27 protein-coding genes are annotated in these 24,347 nt (G+C 34.9%); 7 read left to right on the top strand and 20 right to left on the bottom strand.

Going from position 1 to position 24,347, the window contains the following annotated elements:
* Nucleotides 1-526 precede the first annotated feature (526 nt).
* Complete coding sequence (locus tag IPH52_03750) at nucleotides 527-1,060, top strand: hypothetical protein (GenBank protein MBK7054157.1); 534 nt, start codon at nucleotides 527-529, stop codon at nucleotides 1,058-1,060.
* 76 nt (nucleotides 1,061-1,136) lie between these two features.
* Here IPH52_03750 and IPH52_03745 read toward each other — a convergent pair whose 3' ends face one another.
* From IPH52_03745 to IPH52_03725, 5 genes are all read right to left on the bottom strand, one after another.
* Nucleotides 1,137-5,006, bottom strand: a complete 3,870-nt coding sequence (locus IPH52_03745; GenBank protein ID MBK7054156.1) for a DEAD/DEAH box helicase family protein — start codon at nucleotides 5,004-5,006, stop codon at nucleotides 1,137-1,139.
* 24 nt (nucleotides 5,007-5,030) lie between these two features.
* Nucleotides 5,031-5,885, bottom strand: coding sequence for a hypothetical protein (locus IPH52_03740; protein ID MBK7054155.1), 855 nt, complete (start codon nucleotides 5,883-5,885; stop codon nucleotides 5,031-5,033).
* 92 nt (nucleotides 5,886-5,977) lie between these two features.
* On the bottom strand, nucleotides 5,978-6,847 hold the full coding sequence (locus IPH52_03735) for a DUF4238 domain-containing protein (protein ID MBK7054154.1): 870 nt from the start codon (nucleotides 6,845-6,847) through the stop codon (nucleotides 5,978-5,980).
* Entirely contained in the window at nucleotides 6,837-7,508 is a 672-nt protein-coding gene (locus IPH52_03730; GenBank protein ID MBK7054153.1) for a hypothetical protein, read from the bottom strand. Before IPH52_03730 ends, IPH52_03735 begins: the two co-directional genes overlap by 11 nt.
* 169 nt (nucleotides 7,509-7,677) lie before the next feature.
* Nucleotides 7,678-8,520, bottom strand: coding sequence for a Bro-N domain-containing protein (locus IPH52_03725; GenBank protein MBK7054152.1), 843 nt, complete (start codon nucleotides 8,518-8,520; stop codon nucleotides 7,678-7,680).
* A gap of 666 nt (nucleotides 8,521-9,186) precedes the next feature.
* Between IPH52_03725 and IPH52_03720 the strand changes: the two genes are divergently transcribed.
* Nucleotides 9,187-9,633 (top strand): hypothetical protein, encoded by a 447-nt coding sequence (locus IPH52_03720; protein ID MBK7054151.1) that lies wholly within the window; start codon nucleotides 9,187-9,189, stop codon nucleotides 9,631-9,633.
* A gap of 161 nt (nucleotides 9,634-9,794) precedes the next feature.
* Here the strand turns inward: IPH52_03720 and IPH52_03715 are convergent, their stop codons facing one another.
* On the bottom strand, nucleotides 9,795-10,463 hold the full coding sequence (locus IPH52_03715) for a tetratricopeptide repeat protein (protein MBK7054150.1): 669 nt from the start codon (nucleotides 10,461-10,463) through the stop codon (nucleotides 9,795-9,797).
* 54 nt (nucleotides 10,464-10,517) lie between these two features.
* On the opposite strand from IPH52_03715, the gene IPH52_03710 reads away from it, so the two are divergent.
* Genes IPH52_03710 through IPH52_03700 form a run of 3 tightly spaced genes read left to right on the top strand, consistent with a single transcriptional unit; the run spans nucleotide 10,518 to nucleotide 14,190 of the window.
* Nucleotides 10,518-11,456 carry an NAD(P)-dependent oxidoreductase gene (locus tag IPH52_03710; protein ID MBK7054149.1) on the top strand — a complete coding sequence of 313 codons (939 nt, stop codon included), beginning with the start codon at nucleotides 10,518-10,520 and terminating at the stop codon, nucleotides 11,454-11,456.
* Nucleotides 11,453-12,868 carry an FAD-binding oxidoreductase gene (locus tag IPH52_03705; GenBank protein MBK7054148.1) on the top strand — a complete coding sequence of 472 codons (1,416 nt, stop codon included), beginning with the start codon at nucleotides 11,453-11,455 and terminating at the stop codon, nucleotides 12,866-12,868. Before IPH52_03710 ends, IPH52_03705 begins: the two co-directional genes overlap by 4 nt.
* A 41-nt stretch (nucleotides 12,869-12,909) precedes the next feature.
* The gene (locus tag IPH52_03700; protein ID MBK7054147.1) at nucleotides 12,910-14,190 is read left to right on the top strand and encodes a hypothetical protein; all 1,281 of its coding nucleotides are present in this window, start codon (nucleotides 12,910-12,912) and stop codon (nucleotides 14,188-14,190) included.
* 30 nt (nucleotides 14,191-14,220) lie between these two features.
* Here the strand turns inward: IPH52_03700 and IPH52_03695 are convergent, their stop codons facing one another.
* On the bottom strand, nucleotides 14,221-14,553 hold the full coding sequence (locus tag IPH52_03695) for a hypothetical protein (protein MBK7054146.1): 333 nt from the start codon (nucleotides 14,551-14,553) through the stop codon (nucleotides 14,221-14,223).
* On the bottom strand, nucleotides 14,534-14,770 hold the full coding sequence (locus IPH52_03690; GenBank protein MBK7054145.1) for a DUF433 domain-containing protein: 237 nt from the start codon (nucleotides 14,768-14,770) through the stop codon (nucleotides 14,534-14,536). Before IPH52_03690 ends, IPH52_03695 begins: the two co-directional genes overlap by 20 nt.
* Nucleotides 14,771-15,212: 442 nt before the next feature.
* Here IPH52_03690 and IPH52_03685 point away from each other — a divergent pair, with 442 nt between their 5' ends.
* Nucleotides 15,213-15,446 carry a hypothetical protein gene (locus IPH52_03685; GenBank protein MBK7054144.1) on the top strand — a complete coding sequence of 78 codons (234 nt, stop codon included), beginning with the start codon at nucleotides 15,213-15,215 and terminating at the stop codon, nucleotides 15,444-15,446.
* Nucleotides 15,443-15,814 carry a PIN domain-containing protein gene (locus IPH52_03680; GenBank protein ID MBK7054143.1) on the top strand — a complete coding sequence of 124 codons (372 nt, stop codon included), beginning with the start codon at nucleotides 15,443-15,445 and terminating at the stop codon, nucleotides 15,812-15,814. Before IPH52_03685 ends, IPH52_03680 begins: the two co-directional genes overlap by 4 nt.
* Nucleotides 15,815-15,859: 45 nt before the next feature.
* Here the strand turns inward: IPH52_03680 and IPH52_03675 are convergent, their stop codons facing one another.
* The 12 genes from IPH52_03675 to IPH52_03620 form a co-directional block, all read right to left on the bottom strand.
* The gene (locus IPH52_03675; GenBank protein MBK7054142.1) at nucleotides 15,860-16,189 is read right to left on the bottom strand and encodes a DUF4384 domain-containing protein; all 330 of its coding nucleotides are present in this window, start codon (nucleotides 16,187-16,189) and stop codon (nucleotides 15,860-15,862) included.
* A gap of 5 nt (nucleotides 16,190-16,194) precedes the next feature.
* Complete coding sequence (locus IPH52_03670; GenBank protein ID MBK7054141.1) at nucleotides 16,195-16,452, bottom strand: hypothetical protein; 258 nt, start codon at nucleotides 16,450-16,452, stop codon at nucleotides 16,195-16,197.
* A complete protein-coding gene (locus tag IPH52_03665) occupies nucleotides 16,449-16,808 on the bottom strand; it encodes a hypothetical protein (GenBank protein MBK7054140.1) in 360 nt (119 codons plus the stop codon). The genes IPH52_03670 and IPH52_03665 overlap by 4 nt, the downstream gene beginning before the upstream one ends.
* Nucleotides 16,798-17,004: a hypothetical protein gene (locus IPH52_03660; protein ID MBK7054139.1), complete on the bottom strand. Its 207-nt coding sequence runs from the start codon at nucleotides 17,002-17,004 to the stop codon at nucleotides 16,798-16,800. Before IPH52_03660 ends, IPH52_03665 begins: the two co-directional genes overlap by 11 nt.
* 700 nt (nucleotides 17,005-17,704) lie before the next feature.
* Nucleotides 17,705-18,922, bottom strand: coding sequence for a hypothetical protein (locus tag IPH52_03655; GenBank protein MBK7054138.1), 1,218 nt, complete (start codon nucleotides 18,920-18,922; stop codon nucleotides 17,705-17,707).
* Nucleotides 18,915-19,637 (bottom strand): transposase, encoded by a 723-nt coding sequence (locus IPH52_03650; GenBank protein MBK7054137.1) that lies wholly within the window; start codon nucleotides 19,635-19,637, stop codon nucleotides 18,915-18,917. The genes IPH52_03655 and IPH52_03650 overlap by 8 nt, the downstream gene beginning before the upstream one ends.
* 46 nt (nucleotides 19,638-19,683) lie before the next feature.
* On the bottom strand, nucleotides 19,684-20,616 hold the full coding sequence (locus IPH52_03645; protein MBK7054136.1) for a hypothetical protein: 933 nt from the start codon (nucleotides 20,614-20,616) through the stop codon (nucleotides 19,684-19,686).
* 24 nt (nucleotides 20,617-20,640) lie between these two features.
* A complete protein-coding gene (locus IPH52_03640; GenBank protein MBK7054135.1) occupies nucleotides 20,641-22,488 on the bottom strand; it encodes a tetratricopeptide repeat protein in 1,848 nt (615 codons plus the stop codon).
* 20 nt (nucleotides 22,489-22,508) lie between these two features.
* Nucleotides 22,509-22,733: a hypothetical protein gene (locus IPH52_03635; protein MBK7054134.1), complete on the bottom strand. Its 225-nt coding sequence runs from the start codon at nucleotides 22,731-22,733 to the stop codon at nucleotides 22,509-22,511.
* 162 nt (nucleotides 22,734-22,895) lie between these two features.
* Complete coding sequence (locus IPH52_03630; GenBank protein MBK7054133.1) at nucleotides 22,896-23,132, bottom strand: response regulator transcription factor; 237 nt, start codon at nucleotides 23,130-23,132, stop codon at nucleotides 22,896-22,898.
* A 378-nt stretch (nucleotides 23,133-23,510) separates the two neighbouring features.
* On the bottom strand, nucleotides 23,511-23,867 hold the full coding sequence (locus IPH52_03625) for a hypothetical protein (GenBank protein ID MBK7054132.1): 357 nt from the start codon (nucleotides 23,865-23,867) through the stop codon (nucleotides 23,511-23,513).
* Nucleotides 23,843-24,130: a hypothetical protein gene (locus tag IPH52_03620; protein MBK7054131.1), complete on the bottom strand. Its 288-nt coding sequence runs from the start codon at nucleotides 24,128-24,130 to the stop codon at nucleotides 23,843-23,845. The genes IPH52_03625 and IPH52_03620 overlap by 25 nt, the downstream gene beginning before the upstream one ends.
* Nucleotides 24,131-24,347: the final 217 nt, after the last annotated feature.

Raw genomic sequence — 24,347 nt, 5'->3', positions numbered from 1 at the left:
AGGAATTAGTAATGTGGAATGAGGAATGGTGTCAAGTGGGAAAAAAGCTTCTTTAGCAACAAACACCAATGTAACACTTCGACTGTGTTCGGAATCAACTCAGTTGTTTTTTCAATAACATCAAACGTGTCCATTCTAAGCCTAGATTTTTTCCATTTTACTGATTATATAATTTATACCGAAAAAATATGGATATGTGACAGTGTAGAGCTGGAAAGAACAAAGAGAAGTGATTGAAAAATAAATTCATTTACAATATAAAACAGGTGGAAAGTGATGTTGCATCCTCTCAAAAAGAGATCTCATCTTTATTACAAAGGAAACTTTAAAACCGATGATCATGATTATATCTATTATTATAAAAATTATTACATATATTTTTATTTTTATTGTATTCATTTTACCCATTTTTAGCGTTTTTGCATTTGGTATTTTTTATTCTAATTTATATCTTGGAAAGGAAAAAGTAAGGATGCAAAGTCTAGCTAATGCACTGAATTTGCAGTTCGTAGAATCAGAATCACCCGTGTTAAAAAAAATATCGGATTTTAATTTCCTTCCCCAACTTAAAAGTAAATTGGTAAATTTTATATCATCATTTGTTCCATGGAAAATTGTGGGAGATTTAGATGGTTTTTCAATAAACATTTACAAGGAGACTCGGGGGTCTGGAAAAAATAGTCAAACGTATACGATTATCAAATTGAATCCGCAAGAGCCTCTTTCTTTTGTATTGAATATTGAAAAACAAGGATTACTAATGGGTTTTGCAATCAAAGTTTTTCAAATGGAAGACATTACCATTGGGGATGAAAAATTCGATAAGAGTTTCATCATAAAAGGAAACAATCCCTCTCTAATCAAAGAATATCTTTTAAATAGAACTATCCAAAATGCTATTAATGAATTAATGTCATTTAATGATTTTCAAATTTCTCACAATGAAATTCATTTTGAAGCTAGTGGGCTTATACCTGACAATGAGAAGTATCAGCAATTGATTCAGAAAATGAGTAATGCGGCAAAAGTTTTGTATCAAGGATTTCATTCTCAATTTTAAATTTTTGAGATGATTTCTGTAAAACTTGAAGTCTTTGGATTATCCTCTGTTTCGAGTGCCTAGTCGCTTGTATTCCCTAAATCCTAAACTTAATCCCACTCAGATAAACGAACTGCTTTGTCTTTTTAAGTGTTGGCTTTTCAAATCCTACTTCGGACAAAATGGCTGTTAGCTCCTCTTCTCGACCTGCCCATTTACTAATCGGCTCGGCGATGAGTAGAACACCCATTGCCTTTAAGACTCGATAGGCTTCTTGTAGATACTCTTTGTAATTCGCACCCATTAGCGAAAGAGAAAATACAGTTATATCTACAGATTCATTTTCTAGCGGCAAATGGGAGATGTCGCAAGCGATTACGTTTTTGTTAATGGCGACATGGTCAAAGGAGAGAACTTTATTCTTTGGAATTTCTTTACGAAGTAAATCTTCGCCACAACCAAGATCGGCTACAATCATTTCTTTACGAGTAATCATTTTGCCAATTTCTTTGTAAGGAATTTCACTCCACTCTTTACGACGCTCCCGATAGAGAGTGTGGTAGTAATACCAATCTTCTGGATTTTCAGTAAGCTTTTTATGAGTTGTTTTAGAATTAGAAGTGCTCCAGACTCGATTGAGTGTAGAGAAATCACCTAACGTTCTAGAAAGTTGTTCTACTATTTCCGGTCGAAGGGGAAATACTAAATCCTTTCTCTGGATAATAAAGAGTTTCCCCTGCCCGATTCGCTCTTTCCATTCGCGCAGTGCCTCTTGAGATTTTTTAAAGAGAGTATCTAGAGAAGGAATTTTCTTAGAAGGAACGACTCCATCAATGGCAGCATCGGCGAGTGTCTTTTTATTTCGAATTAAATTGATTCGTTGTCTATCCCAAGACCATTCTTTGTCTTCTAATTGAATGTAAACTTGTGGAATTAGAATTTCTACTTCGCCGAACTTGGAGCCCTGTCTATAGATTCTTCCTTTTAACTGTGTGTATTCTGAATCAGTCCAGGGGAGAGAAAGGATTATCATACGATTGCATTTTTCCTGAAGTCCATCAACTCCTGTTCCAATCGGACGGGAGCCAATGAGAATGTCTATTTTTCCCGAGAGGAATTTCTGCTTAGCCGCTTCTCTTTCATCTAAAGGCTCTTCACCTGTATATGTTCCAAACTTAAACCCGCAGGATTTCACAAACGCAACAATCGGCTCAATCATTCCAGTTGTATAATGAGTATATAAAATTACTCCCGAACGGAGATAATTGCGAATTGCCTCTAATTTCTTGGAAAGTAAAATTTGTTCTGCTTTAGAATAATTGGCATTGGATATAGAAAGTAATTCTTCTAGTAGTTCCCTTCCATCCAATTTAAGTTTAGGAGTATTTTCCCCTGTAAGTTCTTTGATTTGAATTTCATACTTGGGAATATAGCGGAGTCCATTTAGACTCAGATGTTTAAATGCTTCGAGTGCGTTGGCAAGTGTTTTCATCGTGCTAAAGTCTCTGTAGTCTTTGCCGGTGACCATTTCCAAAAGAGATTTTGCTTCCGTGAGATTATTGATTACAGGTGTTGCACTCATACCAAGAACATAGAGATTTTTATTTGTAGAGGCTCTACCGATTATCCGCTTGATAGTTCCGCGACGTTTACTTTCTTCTTCTGGTTTTCTTTGTTTAGCATTATGAATTTCATCAATGGCGATAAAGTCGATTTGGTTGTTATCAGTTAAATCTTGAAAGAGTCCTTCCGAATATTCCTGTTGGAATTTATCATAATTTAAAATGAGATAATTTCGATTCTTAGGATTGAATTTTTGTCCGGGTTTATAATGAGTAAATACCTTACTATCAGGATAGGCTTGCAAAATATTTTTGCCCAATTGCTCAATGGTAGAATTGAGTCCAATGAGAAGTGTAAGCCTTGCATCCACACTTCGACTACTCAAAATAAACGAAAGAGTTTTCCCCGCACCCGTTCCCGACCAATTCCCATACCTCTGGTGCTTTAAGAGCCTAAAGACTGTTAGCTTCTGCATGAGATTCGGAGCATAGGGAAACGCATAACCCACAGGAGGCTTATACTTTAAGACTTCGTTGTATTCATCAAAGAAATAATTCTGTAGCAAAGTAAAATTAGCCCCACCAGTTTCCGCCTTAAACTGTTTCACCGAAAATTCCTCATTCAAAACCTGATTCCAAATCTTTCTCAGTTTATACTGAATTAAAAATTCAATCACCTCCGCATCACAGGAAGAAACCAAATCATGGTCTAATACGTGTAAGTCTTCATTCGTATTCGAAAGCGAAATTAACTTATTCCTTTTCTTTTCTGTCTCCGCAGATTCATTCCTTTCTTCGCCATCGCTTATTTCAATATCTTCTCTTTCTACTTCATCTAAATCCCAATCTTCTTCTTGTGTTCCTCTTGCCCCCAACTCTTCAAACTCTGCACTTTCTACTTCCGCTTCTAATTTTTCTTTGAGTGCCTTTAGCGTATTCTCCTTGTTATCCCCATCTGCGAATACCAAGTCTCTGAATGTCTCGGGTAGCTTGCCCTGGTTGATTATCATTTGTAATTCAACTGCATCCATATTCAATAAGTCTTGGTTTTCAATGGAGTGGAGGAATTCTAGAATTTTGGGCTTTGTCCAGCCACGAGTGCATGTTGGACAACCGGAACCTGATTTGTGCTTGTCTGGTGTTTGCAAGAATTCACCGTGTATTTTACAGCGAATAATAACTGGCACTTTCGCTGTTACATACACTACGTTGGAATAATCATATTTATCCCCATGCAAAGCTTTAAACTCTTGAATTAATTCTTTAGTAGTGATTCCGTGACCTGCACATCTTGGACAACCTGTTCCAGCTTTATGACTAGTTGGTGTCTGAAGAAATTCTCCGTGGTCGGGACAAATAATTTTTACTTTGGTATTATGATCTAAGTAATGAACTTTTGAATAATTATATCTATTTCCATGCCGTGCTTTAAACGCATTAATTACATCATCTTGTGTTAATCCTTGATTTAGACATTTAGGACATCCTGTCCCTCTTTTATGACTATCCGGTAACTGTAAAAAGTCACCATGAACTTTACAGACAATTGTTACGTAAGTTTTTGCATTTACATAATTTACTTTAGAATAATCAAATCTATCCCCATGTGTTTCTTTGAAATCTCTTATGACCTCTTCTTGAGTTAATAACATTTTACCAATGCATTTGGAACATCCTTGTCCTGATTTATGATTTCCGGGAGTCTGTAAGAATTCTCCATGTTCAGGACAAATTATGATTACGCTCTCCATGTTATTTTTGTAAACAACCTTTGAATAATCGTATTTATCCCCATGAACTTTTCTGAAATCTTGAACTACTTGTTCCAACGAATGCTTTATATTTCCACTGCATACAGGACAGCCGGCACCTTTCTTATGAGCATAAGGTAATTGTTCAAACTCACCATGTTTTTTACAGATTATAATTACTTTTGTATCCGTATTCTTATATTCTACTTTTGAATAATCATATTTCTTTCCATGAACTTTTTTAAAATCTTTAATTACTTCGTCTGTAGTTAATTTTACTCTTCCTCCGCATTTTGCACAACCTTTCCCACTTTTATGTTCACTTGGAGTTTGTAAAAATTTACCGTGTTCAGGACAAATGATAGTAACCGGAGTCGTTCCTTTAATGTAATTTACTTTTGAATAATCGTATTTATCCCCGTGGACTTTTTTAAATTCTAGAATTAATTCTTTTGTAGTAAGTCCACGACCTGCACATTTTGGACAACCAACTCCATTCCTATGATGACTGGCTCTTTGTAAAAATTCTCCATGATCTGAACAAACAATCTTAACAGAAGTATTTGAATTTACATATTTCACCTTCGAATAATCATACTTATTCCCGTGAACTTTTTTGAATTCTTTGATTACGTCTTTGGTAGTTAGTTTCATTTGAATGGTTTCTCTGGAATAAACTTAAATTGCACCAAGTTCGAAACTAAGATTATAATTTTTATCTTTGGCAAACAGTATACCATTTTTAATTTCTGGCTTTAAATCAAGTTTATTTATTTTTGCATTTAGATTACGCTTTATTATTTTTTCTAGTTCACCTAAATTATCTTTAATTCCTTTTTCATAATCTTCCAATCTCATTAAAAAATGATCTGAATCAATTCCCGCTATCATGCTAGTTCGCGCAGTTGTATATCCTCCACCGGGTGGAGCAAATACTTTACCATTTATTTTCGTAAAAAAAGTCCCTCCGACCTTTCTCATTTTTCCCATTGATTCAGAATCAAATTCTTCAATGTTAATTATATTCATTTCCCAAGGGACTGTTAATTCAGACCAATTCCTATCTAATATTTCTAAAAGACTTTTATTTGTCCATTCGCCATGACCTAAAACATTTATGAAATAAGCAGTATCCTCTGTAAAAAAAGCATATAATAATGAACCTGATCTTTCAATAAAACCATTCGCTTTATTCTCAACTCCTAAATGAAGATGGTGAATTCCCCAATCATTCAATAATGGGTCATTTTCTTGTGTGTCCATTAATTTCTTACTTTGATACGAATTAATATTTTCTCCTTTGGTAATTTTATATTCTAAAATCTCAAGACCGTGTATTAACTCAGGAGGACATAGAAATGCATCCGACTTTTCTATGCTTCTGGGAGCAAACGAAATAATTCTATGCAATACTTTAAAATAAGCATTAACAATCCCATCATTGTCATCTGGAATATTTTTATAACCGTAACGTTCAAGCTCTCCTCGAAAGGAAATTGCAATATCTTTGATAAAATTTATTTCAATTTTCATAGCTTATTTGTATTCGCGTAATCCTTTCGAATAATCATACTTATCCCCATTGGCTTTTTTTAATTCTTTAATTATTTCTTGTGTTGTTAGTTTCATGATTCTTCTTTCATTGGAATAAAGTTTACTAAATTTTCAATCAATTCTTTACTCGATCCAAAAATTGTATTGTATGCATTTTTAGCAAAGGATTGGTTTATATTTTCAATTTCTATTCTGTTTTGCATTGTGCTGAAAGTAAAGTTATGGTCATATTTATACAGGCTAACAGCGATTTTAGATGTGAGAGGAATTGTAAATTCTGTTTCAGGGTCATCTACTGGCTGACCATTTTTAAAGTTGGGATTTGTTCTAAGAACAGGATTATCAGAAGATATGAAGGATGCCTCCTTTGTTTCAATGACCGAGAAGATAATATTTCTTTGATTTAAGGATTCTAAGAAATTGATTCCTTCATATTCATTACCAGTAGTAACCAGCGAATCAATTATATCATTCCGAAAATTTTTAGTTTTTGGATATCCCATTTCTAATAACGCTGGACATTCCTGTCCATATATTTCTAAAGAACGTTTTTCAATCTCTTGCATAAAACCTTTCGTTCGCTTCATCTGCCATCGAATAAAATGGGGAATAAAAAGCTTATCCATTCCTTTTAGCTGAGTGTATAAAAAAGTTTGGTCGAAATCAAGAATTGCTTTCTCGTATTTCTTTTTAAATTTATAAAATGGAGTGTCTACATTTTCAGTAAAATACTTTTCAAAGTTCTTAATAGGGTTCAAATCTTTGTCATATTGAGTGTATAAATCTTTTTTCGCTAGAATTTTTTTTGGAGCCCTATTCCTTACTCTTCTTGATTCTGAATCATACCGCCAGACAAAAGGATTTTGTCCTTCTGGTGTTATTGTATCTAAAAATCCTTTTATATAAACTTGCGGTATATAGTGATTAGCTTTATACTCCATTTTTAACTTTATCCTTAGCTAGAATTTCAGCCTGCTTTTCGCTTTCTCTAATAACATTTCCTATGCTCTGACTTACTAGATTTACAACATTATCCGCTATGTCATAGTTATCATTGCCACTAATATTTTTCGTCAATTCTACATCTTGAAGCAAAAAATCCGGTTGCGGATCATTCAAATACTTCACCCAAAAAGCGAATGCTTCTCCTAATAATTTTTCATCTTCAATAGAGGTAAATCCTTGTTTAACTTTGATATCCATAGATGTAAGGTTCACATTTGTATCTAAAGTAGAATTTTGTAAATCGGAGGCATGAATATTTGAATTGTTGTTTGTTCTGCAATGCTTATAAGCATTCGCAATATGTGCAATATCTTTTAGAATACGATGATTATTTCGAATCTTTCCAATAATATTTCCCTTATCAGTCCAATTGCACACTTCCTTGAATTCATAATAAAAATAATCCGAAATATTATTCATAGACTCTATAGCATTTAGAAAAAGTCGAAATCCTTGGTATTTGCGGTTCTCTTGCTTTTTTCCAAGTTCCTTCTGCCTATTCGTATATTCAAAGTAGTCCTGATAATTCTCCAAAGCGATATGCGTAATGTAATTCAAATGTGATCCAAGCGGTCCTTTTAAAATCGAGTAGTGCATTTATTGTCCTATTAATCTTATCTCAAAGATTATTCTACCTACCACCAAAAAACACTACTACTGAAAATGCAATACTTTTACAATTTTACTAATCTTTTATTTAGCATTTTTTTGATTGTATTCTTTACCATCTAAAAGTCTACCGGAATCTTTTTTATTTGTGCCGCTCTTAATCCTTTGATAATTCATCCCTTTTATTTTGGCGTAATTGTTTTGCAGTATTTTTTGAAACTACTGGCTTACCGGTCTTTGCCTCTATTTCTTTGCGAGTATTACCTGCGATGGTTCCACCTTGTTTTGCGACTTTACGATTTTCGTTGAATGTCTTTGGCTTTTTTTCTTTTGATATTTCTGTAGTTGTAGCCTCGGCTAACATATTTAAAACCAACTCAAGGTTAGTCATGTTATCCCGCAAATTTTCTTTTTTAAGACCTTTGTAGTTTTTATAGGCTTTAGTAGAAAAGCCACTCCAGGCAGAAGTAATTTCATCGGTTAATATTGAATAGCCCTTTTTCTTTTCTACTCCTCTTTTTTCCCATTCATCTGTGAGTTCTTTTCTTACTTCAATACTTTTGAGCCGTTGGTTAATCCATTCTTTAGAATAACCTTTTCGTAAATATGTTTCCATTAATCGGTCAATACCAATTTCTGGATCTTCCATTTCATCAATTCTTTCTCTACCTACTTGCGCAAGCCACACTTTAAAGGGCTCTGCTTTTGGAGATGGGATAGATTGAATAAGTCGAAATATTTGCTCCGTGTCAGCAACGTCGGTTTTGTAAAACTTTCCATCTGACGATTTCATTTTCAGTTGGTTACAGTTTGTAACCAACTCACTGCCTTCTTTATTCAGTCTATGTTTTAATACTTTCCAATAATTATTAGGATTGGGACTACCGGATAATACAGCAATAATATCTACAATAGAAAAATACCATTTTTCTTCGTCTTCATTCCATACAGACCGAACCTGTTTCTCTTCAAAAAATTGAATACTAGTTTCTTTTTTCACTTATTACCTCCAGATAACTCAGACAGCCTATAATTCCTCTTTCATTTGGATAAAGTTTAATAGGCTTTCAATAAATTCTTTAATCGAATATTGCAATAATTGTCCTGTATATCTTTGATGAACAAATATTATTCTACCAGCAAAAAATACAGCGACTGAAAATGCAATACTTTTACAGATAAACTAATCTTATTATTAGTATATATTTAATTAGCTTACCACAAACTACCAGACTCATGGCTTTTTTAAATTCGCTTTTTCCATTCTAAGATTTGTAACTACGGTTAGATCAACTCCAAAGAGCAGGGCAATTTTTTTCTGCCTCATCCAAATATTATTTTAAAGATTAAGGGGATTCCTTTACCATCCTATAAGATGACGATACACACACTACCACCTAAGAAGGGCTTCACTTATACTCTACCTTGCGGTTAGAGGGGCAACTTGAAGTTATACGCAGAGTATAGGGGAAGTCCTACCTAACCCATACTTGGTATATCGTCTTCTTATCGAAAGGTTATACAAAGTAAGATGGAGGTTTAAATTCATTGCGGTAAATCATTATATGTCTCAAATAGGCTTAACTGCGTAATTAGGAGAAGAAAATTTTCAACTGAACATTTATTCCATTAAGTTTAAAATCATTTCTCACGAAATTCTAAATACATGATTCAACTAATTATAAAAATAATTCATCTCGTCTTTATACTTATCCTAGCCACAGGCTACACCTATTTATCCGCAGACATAAGACCGCAGGCATTGAAGGCAAAGGAAAATTGCGAACTCTGGGTAGGGACTGCCAGTGGGAATGATCCAAGTGTGCAAGTAGAATTTAGTTTTTGTTTAAATCGAAACAATGAAATCACAGGTATACTACAATGGTCAAGCACAAGAAGCGGCTGGAACAAACGAGCGGTTAATGGCAACAAAAAAGAAAATACAATTATACTTCAGGATGAGAAATTTCTAGAGAACAAACCCAACCGCGGCTGGGTTTTTTGTTTGATTGACGAATACAGATTTTCCCTAAGCAAAAATAAAATCCAAGGAGAATATATATCGAATGCCTGTCGTGATAGAGGAAAATTTATACTCAGCAAACAAAACTAAAAAACATTCAAAATTAATTGCGGTATTTTAGGAAATAAATTTAGAATTTTATCCATTCACCAACAAACCTGAATTAGGATAACAATCATTATTCCGTGCCAAAAAATCCCTTCCATTCTCTCCGAGACTCAGTGCCTCTGTGGCAAACTTCTTAGATATCTCTACAACAACGATTGCAAATGATCTAAGATGACTCCACTATGAGCGGGGTTAGCGGCTATTGCCTTGTTAAACGCTCGAATGGCGGCTTGCTTTTGTCCACGTTTATTAAGAAGCACTCCAAACGAATCGAGATAAGCGGCATTATCCGGATTTTGTTTTACTGCTTCTTTTAGAAAGTCAGTTGCTTCTGCTATTTCTTCTTGCGTTGGATTTTTTTTCATCGCAATCAAATAGCCCGCGGAGTTTAAGCTGTTTATATAGCCCGGGCTTAATTTCAAAATATTCTTATGAATCTGAATGGCTTCCTCAATACGATTTAATTTTTCCATTATGTGCGCACGAAAAGAGAGAAGCTTTAAGTCTCCGATGTTTACCCGTAAACGGTCATCTGTCATTGTAAGCGCTTCGTTGTATTCGTGCATTTGAATCAGAGAGAAAATGATTAGGCGAAATACATTGTCTCGCTCAATAAATCTACCGACTTTTTCAACTAATGTTTTCAATACCGAAACACATTTTTTATGGTTCCCAGTTCTAGAGCAACAGATCGCAAAGTTATACAAAAGCTCCGGATCATCTGGATTTTCTGTTAATTCTTGGTCAATCAGAGTAAGAGCAAGCGCAAAGTTCTCTTTTTTGATTTCATTCAGATACTTCTTTTTTTTCATAGTAATGTCAGTATATATTTCGGACGAATCGGAAAACTTCAAGAACTTTCTATTATGAATATTTTAATTACAGGCGGTTCGGGAGTCATTGGCTCTCGTTTTATTTCCAAGATGCTGCATAGACACAAGTTGATTGCGGTTGGGAAAAACTTTTCTAATTTTCCAGAATTTGTGCGCCTTCATAAAAACTTTAAGTTCTACGAATTTGATCTCGCTTCGGAGAACCGATTTGGCATTCAAGATAGAATAGATTGTATATTACATCTTGCCGGCGTTGTGTCTGGCTCATCAAATAAAACAGAAGACTATATGAGGACAAATGTTCTCGGCACTAATAAGCTTTTAATCTTCGCAAAAGAAAATAAAGTCCCGACCTTTATCCTGGCAAGCACTGTCTCCGTATATGGAAATCAACCCGGCAAAAAACTAAAAGAAACAGACAGACTTCTGGGTAATACAGATTATGCGATTTCTAAGATTGATGCAGAAAGACTCGTGCTAAATTCAGGAATAGAGACTTATACCATCTTTAGAATTGCCTCTGTCTTTGGAAAAGAGACGAAAGGATTTGTATCCAAGCTAGAGCGGCTACTCCGTCGTAAACTCCTTCCTTTTCCTGAAGACTCTCATTCAAAGAAATCATTCATCCATGTTTTAGATCTAGTCGAATTCTTAGAACGTGCAGTTGAGAACCCGAAGAAAGGAATTTTTAATCTGGCACATCCTGAGCCATTTTCTTTTTCGGAACTTGCAGTCATTTTAAAATCAAAGACTCGCTCTGGATTTGTAATTAGAATCTTAATCGGCAAAGTCTTATTATCCGTTATTCACAAAATCAACAAAATTTTATATTTTTTAAAGATTACTAAAAATCCAAAGAGAATTGATCTAAGACCACTTCTTGAATTTGTAGAAGTGAATCCTAAAAAAGCAATTCAACAATTTGCATATTTACCAAAAATACATTTAAATAGCGACTGGGAGCATCTATGAATTCAACCTTACAACACAAAGATAAAATTATTGCCATTCTCGGCAAAGAGAAAGTATTCGCAAGAGAAGACGGGCAATTGGATATTGCTACTTTTGATTCTTATGGAACGGATAGAACAAAAGTTTATACTCCAAATTATGATCTATTGACTTTTCCTAGAACCACAGAAGAAGTTGCCGCATTAGTAAAATACGCCTACGAGAATGATATTAAAGTGGTTCCTTCCGGCGGTAGAACGGGATATGCCGGTGGAGCAATCGCGAAAGACAAAGAGTTAGTAATCTCACTTTCTAAAATGGATCAAGTGATTGACTTCGATCCATTCTTTGCTTCTCTCACTGTCGGCGGTGGAATGATTACACAAAATGTTCACAAGGAAGCAGAAGAGCGTGGATTTATTTTCCCCGTTGACTTTGCTGCTACTGGTTCTTCTCATATTGCGGGCAATATTGCAACTAACGCTGGTGGAGTAAGAGTAGTTCACTATGGTCTGATTCGAAATTGGGTTTTAGGAATGACAGTCGTTACAGGCAAAGGAGAAGTTTTAAGATTCAATGGAAATATTCTAAAGAACAACACGGGCTATGACTTAAAGCATTTATTTATTGGCTCAGAAGGCACACTCGGAATAATCACAGAGGTAACCTTAAAGCTAGCAAAAAAAGCAATTGATACAAGCGTCATTTTGCTCGCCGTTCCTGACTATCAATCTATTCTCAATGTATTCAAAGAAACGCATAATTCCGTTCTGCCGCTACTTGCCTTTGAATTCTTCTCTGATCTATGTGCGGATAAAGTAAAACAACATCTAGGTCTGGGTGATCCATTCGGAGCAAAGAGTCCTTATTATGTTCTACTCGAATTTGAAATTGCAGAAGAAGCGGATAACGACAAACTATACGCATTTCTAGAAAATGTAACAGAGCAAGGTTTAATTGATGACGGAACCGTTGCACAAAACTCGCATCAAAAACAAACTTTCTGGAAATACAGAGAAGGAATTTCGGAAAGTCTTTCTATTTTACACACTGTGCATAAGAACGATATATCGCTACCACTTAGAAACATGGAAGCTTTTATTACTGATATGGAATCTCTGCTTGCTTCCAAATATCCCGGATTTGAAATTGCACTCTTCGGTCATATTGGAGACGGGAATTTACACTTGAATATCCTCAAGCCAGAGAAGCTATCCAACGAAGAATTCTTTACTTCCTGCAAGAAAGTGGACCCCGATATGTTTACTTTGATTCAAAAACACAACGGCTCTATCAGTGCAGAGCATGGGATTGGTCTTCTTAAGAAAGATTTTCTTTCCTTCTCTCGCTCTTCAGAAGAAATAACACTTATGCGTGAGATTAAAAAGATTTTCGATCCAAAAGGAATTATGAATCCGGGGAAAGTTCTATAACAGCAAATTAAGATTAGCCCGTATATGACAGGAAAAACGCAATGAGAACTTTAGCCAAAAGAATTCAGCGTGCCTATAGATTTTTATTTCTATATGAAAAGGAAATTACAGAAAAGATTTTCCAGCAATCGTATATTGGGCTTAACTACTTAGCAATCATCGCTGTTTCGGGACATACCTATTTTGCTATTATTGACTTCCTAAACGAAAATAGAATCTCGGCTTACATTCGTTTATTTGTAATTCTAGTCTGCGCACTCTATATTGCATTCTATACGAAACTATCTAAACTTTCCTTCGATAGTAGTCGGTGGGTAATGGCGATTTTCTTCACAATGGATATAGAAACACAATTAATTTCAACGGATACTACATTCTATGATCCACTGGGATGGGCGATCCTTCCGCTACTGATGATCTTTCATGCTTTCTATTTTAATGGAGTGCCGGGTAAGTTTTTTCTGTATTGGCTATCGCTGGTTATTTACTATTATCTGCGAGTTGCCATTTCAGATAAATCTGGCTTTGCAGATCATAAGCTAATATCCGTGATGACTAACTTAGCCCCTGTCTGGTTATTCTCTGGATTCTTTAACCTATTCTGGTTTAGAGTCCGTTATACTAACTTTACTTATCTAAGAGAATTAGAAGAACAAACCAAAAGAAGAATAAAAACGGAAAAAGAACTAGCAGTGCAAAAAGAAAGAGAGGCTATTTTCTATAATCTGCACGATCATATTGGTTCTGCCATTGTGGATTTATCTATGCTTGTAAAATCCTTATCCCCAAAACAATATCCGGAAAAAGAAAACTTAGACTCAATGGAATATTATATTCACCAAATAGAAGACAATCTGAGAATGCAGATAAATACATTCCAAGATAGGAGAGTTCTAGAAAATGATTTCCTTAAAGGAATACAACTCATTTTATACAGACGTTATGCGGTATATAAACGGGAGATAGTCATTATTCTAGATAACATCACTCAATCGAATGATTCCATTTTTAAAGAACCCATTCGGTATTGGAGCTTATACTCCCTTTGCATGGAGATTTGTAATAACGATTTAAAATATGGATTCGGTTTAGCTAGTTGGAAATGGACAAAAAAGGAAAATGATTTTTTAGAATTAGAAATTCAATCCAATACTACCTACCAACCAAACAGACAAGTTACCGGGAAGGGCACTGAAACGATAGAGCAAAGGCTCGCCAGCCTGAGCGGCAAAATGCAATTTACCAACAAAGAGAATTCTTTTCATATTCAAATCACTCTACCATTAAACGGCGGTGATGTGAATGTTGCGTATGAGATATGAAAAGTGGTTTCATAGACAGTATCCAGTTTATTAAATTTTGATAATTGTATAAATTTCTGTAAGTTTATTTTCAATAAGTAAAGATTTGAATTTTAGTATATGGGGTTCTAAGACTTCTAATGTATTTTTAAATGAGTCTAGCAATACAACTTGTATTCCATACTTGGATAAATTTTGCTGGTGAACTAGATTTTTATCTACTATGATTAGAATTTCAAAACCTGCATCTTTTGCGAGACTGAGTAAATCTCCATTTGTCTTTGCATTCCATCGCATTTCCGTAACTGTTTTGGGATCACAGACATCTTTAAGAAAATTCTTTAGCTTTCTAGGCAGACTTTCATCAAGCAGCACTTTTTTCATGTAAGCTTCCTGTAAATTGAAATGTCACCATATTACATACTAACTCTAAAACTTTTTGAATCTGTTGTTTTGAAACGGAAGGGAAGTCGTCCATAAACTCATCCGTTGTCTTTCCTTCCGAAAGATAATCGAAAAGATTTTTGACAGGAACACGTGTATTAAAAAATACAGGCATTCCACTTTGCACCTCAGGGGAAATTGTAATTAACTGTTCCAAAATATAAACCTCACTACTATAAAATAAACCTAGCCAATTTCTTTAATTTTTACAATCCTTTTATTTTACAAATCCTTCGAATGAAGAAGAATAAAGGCGAGGTCATCCGCTTAGACTGTGCTTAGCTACGCACTGGACAGTCGGTAGCTACCGACTGCCTAATCTTCACTTCCCAAAGATCACAAAATCCCTTCCGGAAATATCTCGCGCCACCATAGGCGTTTGTTGACCATCTGTTAATTTCTCTACTTCATCGTAAAAATAATTCATGAATTATCTCTACTTGCGAAGGCTACGGGCTGTTATGTTTCCCTTTTCGTCTTTCGCTTAACATTCAGAATTGCTTCTTTGATTACAAAGGTAAATGCTTCGTTCTGCCATTCTTTGGATTTCAAAAATTCCCTTGACACAGAAATTCCATTGGTAAACAATTCTTACTATTATGGAAACTATGACTTTACATGGATTTTATGAAAATGGAAAAATTACTTTCGAAGAAAAGAAACTTCCTAAAGGGAAAGGCTTTGTTGAAATAAAAATAGTCCCTGAATCAAAAACAAACTATAAAAAGTTTCAACAGCTAAAAGGCATCTGGAAAAATAGAACTGATATAGGAGCAGACAGTGTTACTTATATCAATCAATTGAGAAAGAAAATAGAAAAACGCGAAATATGATTCTTGTAGATACAGATATTTTTGTTGATTATTTCCGTGACTATGATCCTGCTAACGCATTCTTTGATAAGCATACAAATGATATTCATATTACATACTATACAATGATGGAATTGATATCTGGTGCTGAAAATAAAACCCAATTAAAACAAATTCAAGAAAGTGTATTCTATCCTATTCTAGACACGAACAATCAAATCATGCAGTTAGCAATTAAAATCTATTCCAAACACAAATTGACATCAGGAACTGGTTTGATTGATAGCATAAATGCGGCCTCCGCTATCTTTCATAACGTTGATTTTTATTCTAGGAATTCCAAACATTTCAAAAATATTGAAAAACTTAAATTAAAAATTCCGTATTGAGAAATATGAGGTAATCCCACCGTAAGGACAATTCGTGAATTGCCTCTACTCTATCGTATAAAACTTCACTTCATCCATTCCCCAATCACCAGCAGGAACTTTCTTAATGGTCATATTCAAACCTTTACCCGCGCGAATACCGCTCCCGGGTTTAACAGACGAAATACTTTCATTGTCCAAGTCTGCTTTGTTAAATAAATTCAAAGGCTTCTTAGTAACAATTGCCTTAATTGAATCCATTCCTGCAGGAGGAGAAACTTTTAGATCAATGTCTTCTGGTGGAAAACGAAAAGGCTCCTCTGCTTTAATCTGATTGGATTGCCCTGTCTTGTTGGGTAATAGCTGTAAGATGCTACCATCGGGCTGAATGTCGATTAACGTTAAGTATCCGTCAGCAGTTTACCAGCTTTAGCCACACTCTCTTCATCGAGCACACCAAGCTGACCCATTTTAATTTCATTCAGCGCATCTTTTCTTTTGTTTAACTCAATGACTTTACAATAAGGAGAATTAAACAACGCAGCTTCTACTTTTAAACGAAGCTCTTCTGGCTCTCCCACAACGGCTACTCGTAATTCGCCAGCAGAGAGGGAAATGAATGCAAATAGTAATATAGCTAAAAAAGTAAGTCTTTTCATAAATCCTCATTATCAATGTCTGAGATTAATTCTTTTATTTCACTATCGGAAATTTTTTCTGTATCTGACTTATCGTAAATGCTTAATAGGTAAACGATCGTAGTCTCATTTTTCAATTCTTGTATTTCAATACTAATGTAGTTAATAATGCGTAACCCGCCACTTTTCCCTTTTCCTTTGCTTTTTACAGCCAATCGAATCTTATACACATTCTCTTTTATTTGAACACCCATACGTGGGTTGGCCAAAAGACTTTCTTGTAGGTCATTTAATTCTTCTTTCAAAGATTTGTATTTCTTGATAAGAAATTTTGCATTCTTTTCAAACTGCCTAGTTGTCCTTATTTCAACATTCACTTAAAAACTCACTTAAAGTTCTTAGTTTTTTCTTGGAATTTTTAGCCTTCTTAACTTCAATATATCCTTTTTTAATTCCTTCTAATGCATCCATTTTGTTGAGTAATTTTTGAATTTTTTCCCATTCAAGATACGGTATCATTACAAATTGTTTCTCGCCCTTATTATCCATTAAGAAATTAGCATTTACCTGCATTTTGAGACCTCCTTCTATTTAAAGATAATCTTATTACTACCTAAAATCCTTTTCAACCTCTTTTTGTTTTTGTATTATCGATCATCGTAAAGACATCATCGTAAAAATAATTCATGAATTATCTCTACTTGCGAAGGCTACGGGCTGTTATGTTCCCTTTTTCGTCTTTCGCTTTTCCTTTTAGAATTGCTTCTTTGATTACAAAGGTAAATGCTTCGTTCTGCCATTCTTTGGATTCCAAGGCAGACTGAGCACAAGTAGCGGCGGAGATTGCAATTCTTACTTTAAATCAAAAAAATGAATATATGAATAAAGCTATTCAATTAAATTCAAATATTCTAAATGATGGAGAGTTGTTCTTAAAGAATGTTTCATTAAAAAGACATCACAAAAAAATTTGGTTCCTTTGATCGCGTTTGGCTTTCTAAAGAGCATTGCGAATTAGCATTATCTTTAAATTTACCGCTTCATACTTTCAATATAAAACATTATTCTGGAATTTCTAAACTTAAAACGATTCAACCTTATTCGAAAGTTGAAGAGTAATAATCACCTCACAACTTCCCCACATTCCCATCTGATAACTGCATAATCTTTGTTATCCGCGAATCCTTGACTGGTTCTGTCTATATCGTAAAGACAATTCATCGTAAAGACAATTCATGAATTGTCTCTACGCGAGATTGTGGTTGCAATATCCCTACGGTTTCTTCACCCCGAACACAATTAGATTTCCTTTTTCTTCTTTCAACTCTAGTGTATAGTCCATCTCGAAGCTTCGTTTGGATATACGTTTTACGAGTTCAAATCTTCCACAGTAGCATTTGACTTCAATGGTAGGACCTACTCCCGTGTTGCCTCTATCGTCTACGCCATTGACTCCACGGATTTTTTTGATTGTGTCGGTGATGTCGCTCGATAAGAATTCTCCAAGACTAATTCCTTTAAAGGCAATGCGAGTTGTGCTACCGGCTTGCCATTGTTTGCCGATCTGCTCTTTGATTTTAGGAGTGAGTTTTTCTGTGACCTGATTAAGTGCTTCTGTTGCACCTAACTCTTGGTCAACGTCAGACACTATAGCTGTATCAGTTGCCGTTGCGATAATCGCTCCTGAGTTTATATCTACTAATTTGTATTTTACGTCAGTCTGAATTGAGAAGAGTCCTGTGCCTTTACGGATTTCGCCTGCGTTCTTGAGAATCGCTTCTCCGATTACAAGTATATCCGTATTTAACTCTACTGCAATCCTTTGAGCCAACTCTTCTGCTTTTGGATTTCCGTAAGCACCAACTTCTAATCCTTTTTCGCGGGCTAATATCTTCATGACTGTTTCTTTATCATCAAACTGGAATCCATCTTTTTTTAAATCAGCCTGGAATATGTATTCGCTCTTAGTAGACCCAGCCTTTGATTTTTTCCCAAACATTGTTTCACTCATTAGAATCAGCATTTTTGGATTTCCAATCTCTCGTCTTCTTTGCTCCAATGCATCGCCTATCGCTTTTAAATTCGGTTTGCCCTTAGCCTTAACCCAATACCCGCTTCCCTGCTTCTCATTCGAAATTCTTTGATAATCCGTCACATACCCCTGTGCAAACGTGGAAACCACACTGTATTGCAACTGCCCATCTGCTACCGCACTTCCCCCTTCGACTAACACGCCTATGCCTCTCTCTACTATTTGCAGCTTCGCTTCCGTATCTGCATCATCCAGAGAAGAACCAAACGCTGTTACTTCTACAAGCGAGCTTTCTAGTTTTGTAGTCTTCTGTTCCGAGGCGCAGGAGAGGAGGAGGATTGTTATGAGGATGCATCGTCCTCGTAGAGACAATTCATGAATTGTCTTTACGGGTTTTACGGTTATCAGAGTCAATTCGTGAATTGCCTTTACCATTGTTGTCTGTGCGATTTCATTCATGGTTGGTTCCTTTGATGTATTTGGTTTGTTTTATCGTATTGCAGAGAGGATTCATTGTCTCTACGACGACAAATTCATTTTGTTCGACAATATCCCCCGTATAATGCAATGGATTATTGCGAATATATTCACGGACAAAATATAATTCCGTTTCATTTCGAATAATTCTGTCATGGTAATTTTTTTGCCAGAATGGTTGTCCTATTGTATTTTGAAATTGATTGATTTTCTTTGCTGATTGCATTTTAAACCGACCAATGATTTTGGGGATTAACATTTTTCGGCGTTGTTGGCGAATGAATTGATCATCGTGTATATTGGGTTCGTTCCGTTTACCCGATATATCCCGTAGAGACAATTCATCATATACCGGTAGAGACAATTCATGAGTCTCTACGCGTGGTCGAATTGTCTCTACGTCGGATTGATTCACGCAAACCGAATCGGTTATTGCAACAATCCCATGCACATGATCTGGCATTATGATAAATTCATCCAATTCAATATTGGGATAATGATTTGTTAAATCCATCCAGCATTCGTTACAAATATCTGCCTGTTTTGTATTTATCATTTCTCCATCCTTAATACTACCGAATGCTTTTATTCTATCCTTTGTGCAAATCGTGATAAAATAAAATCCTTCTTGTGAATAATCCCAATTTTTTCGCCTTGTGGATTCTATCCTGTATTTGTTTTTGAATAATTTTGACATAAAAATATACATAACATTTGTATGCATAATCTGTAAATATGAAAAATTAATCCTTACGTTTGCTTAATAGTATTTCGAATGTTAATTCTAGTTCATTTGCTTTAGTGGGGATTTCATATCTAATAGCAGTAACATCTTTCATGTCTGGTAGCTTAGAATTGTCTAGAACAGTAAAATTTTTTATTTCATTCGCTTTTAATATTTCGGTCTTAATTGTGTCTCCAGAAGTAGTCGCAGGTAAAAAATAATTATCTCTAAATAAATTTATTTCAAATGATGTTACTAATGTTTCTTCTCCATATATTAAATTGTTAATATTATTGAGCAAGTCTACAGGTATAAGCGCGAAGGAGAAATAATTTAAAAACGCATCACCTCTGTTCTTTTGAAGGAATCCTTTATCTACTGCTGCGGTTGCAATTGATGATAAGTCGGTAACAATTTTATTCAGTTTCTCAGTTTTATTATCTGTTACAAGTTGGTCGTTTTCATAAATCTTTATAGAAAATGACAAATGAGAATCTCTCGATATGATCCCATTGCCCTGAAAAAAACTAAACTTTGTATTCTCCTCTTTTCCGCATTTTAAGGTAATAATTTCAAATCCTTGCGTACTTGCGATATGCGCAATATTCGAATTTTCTTCTCTGAGCCAAGCTCTAAAATCTAGGTCTGGCTTTCTAAGCAATCCTCCCAAACTACTCCCGAATAATCCCGGCTCAAACCTATTACAAAATTCTTCAGAAGCCTTAATTTTTAAAAGAGAAATTGAAATATAAACTGGTGACTTATCCTTAAACCATGCTAAATTATCTGACTTTTTACTTTGATCCAATGTTCGTTCGGAAATCTTGTTCTCTTCTACTTTTGCTTCCTGTTTGTCTGGCACACTTGAACAGTCCATAATAAGCGTCAGAGCAAATAGTATTACTGCTTTTTTCATTCTCTTTTCTCCTATAAAATTCATTTTATTATCCATTATCCTCTCCTATCTCCTCTAAATTTAATCATTTAATTCACCATCTGTTAATTGCATTTCTTCCAGTTTTTTCTCACCAATTTCTTCATCACTTAACTCTTTCATTGAAAAACGATTATTTTTCCAATAAATTTCCATTGCTTTTCCGGATTTTAACAGACCACTTCCAAAGACAACATAGATATTTTTTTTATCCTGGATTGCAGTATTAATTTTCTCAGTTAGTAATTGAACTACGCCATTGTCTTTTGTGCCCCAGCGGTTATTTTTGATTATCCAATCAATTGCTTTCTTCTTTTCTTGGGTTACATTTGTGGGTTTACTCTCCTCACATTTTTCCTGCACGATATTTAAGTCATCTCTAGCACTGGGAACACCAATTTCTTCCCGAATAGTAACAGCTTTTTTTACCCATTCTGTCGCTTTGCAGTATTCACCTTTCTTATAAAAAGCCAAACCGATGTTTTTTAAACCTACTGCATGGCCTGCTGTTTTTCCAAGTCCGAGGTCTTCACTGATTTTTAGTGCTTTGAAATAATATTCCAAAGCCTCTGTATATTTGCCCTGTGAACTATATAAATAACCAATATTGTTCAAATTGGCTGCATAACTTTCTGTTTTTCCAAGCCCATGGTCTTCACTGATTTTTTTAGATCGGAAATAATAATCCAAAGCCTCTGCATATTTACCTTGGTCATCATATACCGCGCCAATGTTATTCAAAGTGCTTGCATAACTAGCTGTTTTTCCGAGCCCAAGATCTTCCTCGATTTTTTTGGTTTGAAAATAATAATCCAAAGCCTCTGCATATTTACCCTGGTCATCATATACCGAACCAATGTTATTCAAAGTGCTTGCATACTCTGCCGTCTTTCGAAGCCCAAAATCTTCCTCGATTTTTTTGGATTGAAAATAATAATCCAAAGCCTCTGTATAATTTTTCTGTTGTTTATACACCAAACCAATATTATTCAAAGTTTTTGCATATTCCTTGTGATTATTCAGTTTTTTATCTTCTAATAGTTTCTTTCTTCTATTATGGTATTCGAATGCCTTTTCATATTGGCTTAATGCATTATATTGTATACCAATCCAATTCAAAGCTTCCAAATAATCTGGCTCTAACTTCAAAGCCTGTAAAAACAAATCCAAAGCCTTTTTCGGATTTGTATCCTCGATTTGCAATCCCTGCGCATACAGTTCATAAGCCTTTTTATTTTTAGGAGTAAATACTTCTATTGCCAGTCTTTCTTCCGGTTTCATCTTAGCATCTACGTTGGCTAACAGTGATTCCACTACTTTATCTTGCAGAGTAAATATTTCATCCAATGTGCCGTCTAACGTGGATGTTTGCTCCGCACTAAAATCAGGAGCTTTTAAAAGTCGAATATTTAATCGCAGAACTTTTCCTGTATTCTGTAAGTTTCCAACACAAAGATAATCTGCGGCTAATATCTTTGCTGATTCTTTAGAAGGATCAAGATTTTTCTCTCCTGCTTTGCGTCTCTCCGCTATCATCTTTAATGCCTTGTTCTGATCATCAATGGAAATAGCTTCTACTTCTTTTACTTTCGCCAAATCGTTAGTAACCGTATCACGGATACCTGCTACGATCCAGCTTTCCTTTGGCGGTCCTGAATATTTAATCTCATCTATCTGAATTCGACCTTTGATCTTTACGGGTTCTACTGTTGGTATTGTATTTTTCTCCTCCGGTGTGCTACATGTGAGAAGAAGAATTATTGGGATTATACGTAGAGGCAATTCACGAATTGCCTCTATACGTCGATACAGGGACAGAGATACGAGTAAAGACAATTCGTGAATTGTCTTTACGGTAATGGTCTGTATTGTTTTTCCGATTTTATTCATAGATGGATCCTTTGTTTTTACTATTTGCATGATTTTGGAATTGTGGCTGGTTGAATTCCAGCCTTTAGAACTGTCAGAAAGTAATTTAAGCTATGTATATTTACACTAGCTTGCGGTTTAGAAAACCACCAGTCTTTAATTATGCTTGGTATGCTTGCCATTTCTTGAATTGTATTGCACTTTAATTGTAAAGATGAAATCAATAAAATCAAAATTAATCTGCTATATATATAAAGTTGTTTCATTTTATTCTCATTTAAATTCCATACTAAACTGGCTGTTTAGTATAAGGCCTTCTTTAAAGACTACTCCTATCAGTAATCTCATTCTAACCGCATTTTTAAATTCCGTCAATCACCCAAAGGGGTGATTTTTTCGACTAAAGCATAATTTTTATTGAAAAGGAACTAGTCGGAAGTCGCCATATCAGGAGGGATGCTGATTTTATTTTGGAAGGCGAATGTAACGAGTTTTGCTTTAGAGTTAACGTCAAGTTTAGAGTAGATATTTTGCAAATGAGTTTTGACGGTGTTTTCTGAAATGCATAGTAAGTCACAAATGTCTTTATTTCTGGCACCTTGGATGACCAATTCAATGATTTGGGTTTCACGGGATGTTAAATCTACGGACATCTTTGTTTTCATGCTATGTGTCTCTGAAATATATTTAAAAAGAAATGGAACCTATCCGTAATCTGGTATATAGATTTTCCTTTGATTCTCCTGACCATTCCTCTTCCTGTTAGCTCCTTATTAAAAGAATTCATAAAATATAATTCCCTTCTTGTTCAAAAATTCTTCCCCGTCCACCATGGCGACAACCCCTATCGCCTAACCTTTCCCATACCCAACTATCGCATATTCTTCGAAGAATGTAAATACTCAAAATTGAGTAGATTTATGCGTTTTTTGTAAGCCGATCTACCTAATTTTAGGTAGATGGAATGGAGAAAAATCGGAAATTCTAGTTATGGAAATGGTTTCATTGAGTAGTAAAAAGGTAAATGGTGATTAGCTGCTGAGTTAGTAACTCATGAATTGACTGCACATAGAGTCAAAGATGCTAATAATCTCAGAAATTGATTTAGGTTGTATTGGCTCATGATCTTTTGGATTTCCTATTGGATGAATATGCCAGCCGATCCTGTTATCTTTATCTAATCCCCAGATTCTTTCGTCATTGTATAACAAGGTAAATGATAAAGTAAAATTGAATTCTTGCTCAAATTCTGTAAATCTGACTTCTAAAGTATAACTCTTTCGCAAAGTCACTTTTCCCTTGATCGAATTTTCACTGATTTGATAGAGATAAATACTTACAACATAATCAAGCTGTTGCAGGGCAGACTGTAACTCTATTTCGAACTGACTAATGACCATTTGTCTCTTAGGTTAGAAAAGTGTTGTATTGTAGCAATTGCGGCTTCCCAATCGTGAAATTCCTCCTTTAATTTCCAGTTAATGCCATCCCATTCTTCGTATTTAGTATTCTGATACTCTAAAAATGGCATTCCTTTTTTTTCTTCAAATTGTTTATCAATTAATTTCCAATAGGAAAGTTTCAATTCTAAATATTCAAAAACAAGTTTTTGCACTGAGGATTCATAGTCGGATTCTCCAGTCAGTTCTTTCAGTTGTAACATTGTTACCTGTGACATCATAGTTTTTATTCTTATGAATAAAGCAAGCTCTGCAAGTATTTTTTAAAACAAAAAGGAAAATTCACTCTCCATTTCATTTCTCCTTGCCACCTAACGGAAGAAATCTTTTAGGATGCTTGTATCAAAACAGATTAAACTTGATTCCATTTTTCTAAATGCTTTCGGATTAGTTATGTGCCATATTATGACATATTAATGC

This window comes from Leptospiraceae bacterium (assembly GCA_016708435.1).
Taxonomy (GTDB): domain Bacteria; phylum Spirochaetota; class Leptospiria; order Leptospirales; family Leptospiraceae; genus UBA2033.
Note: the sequence above shows the minus strand (reverse complement) of the source record. Positions and strands in the feature narration are given on the sequence as shown.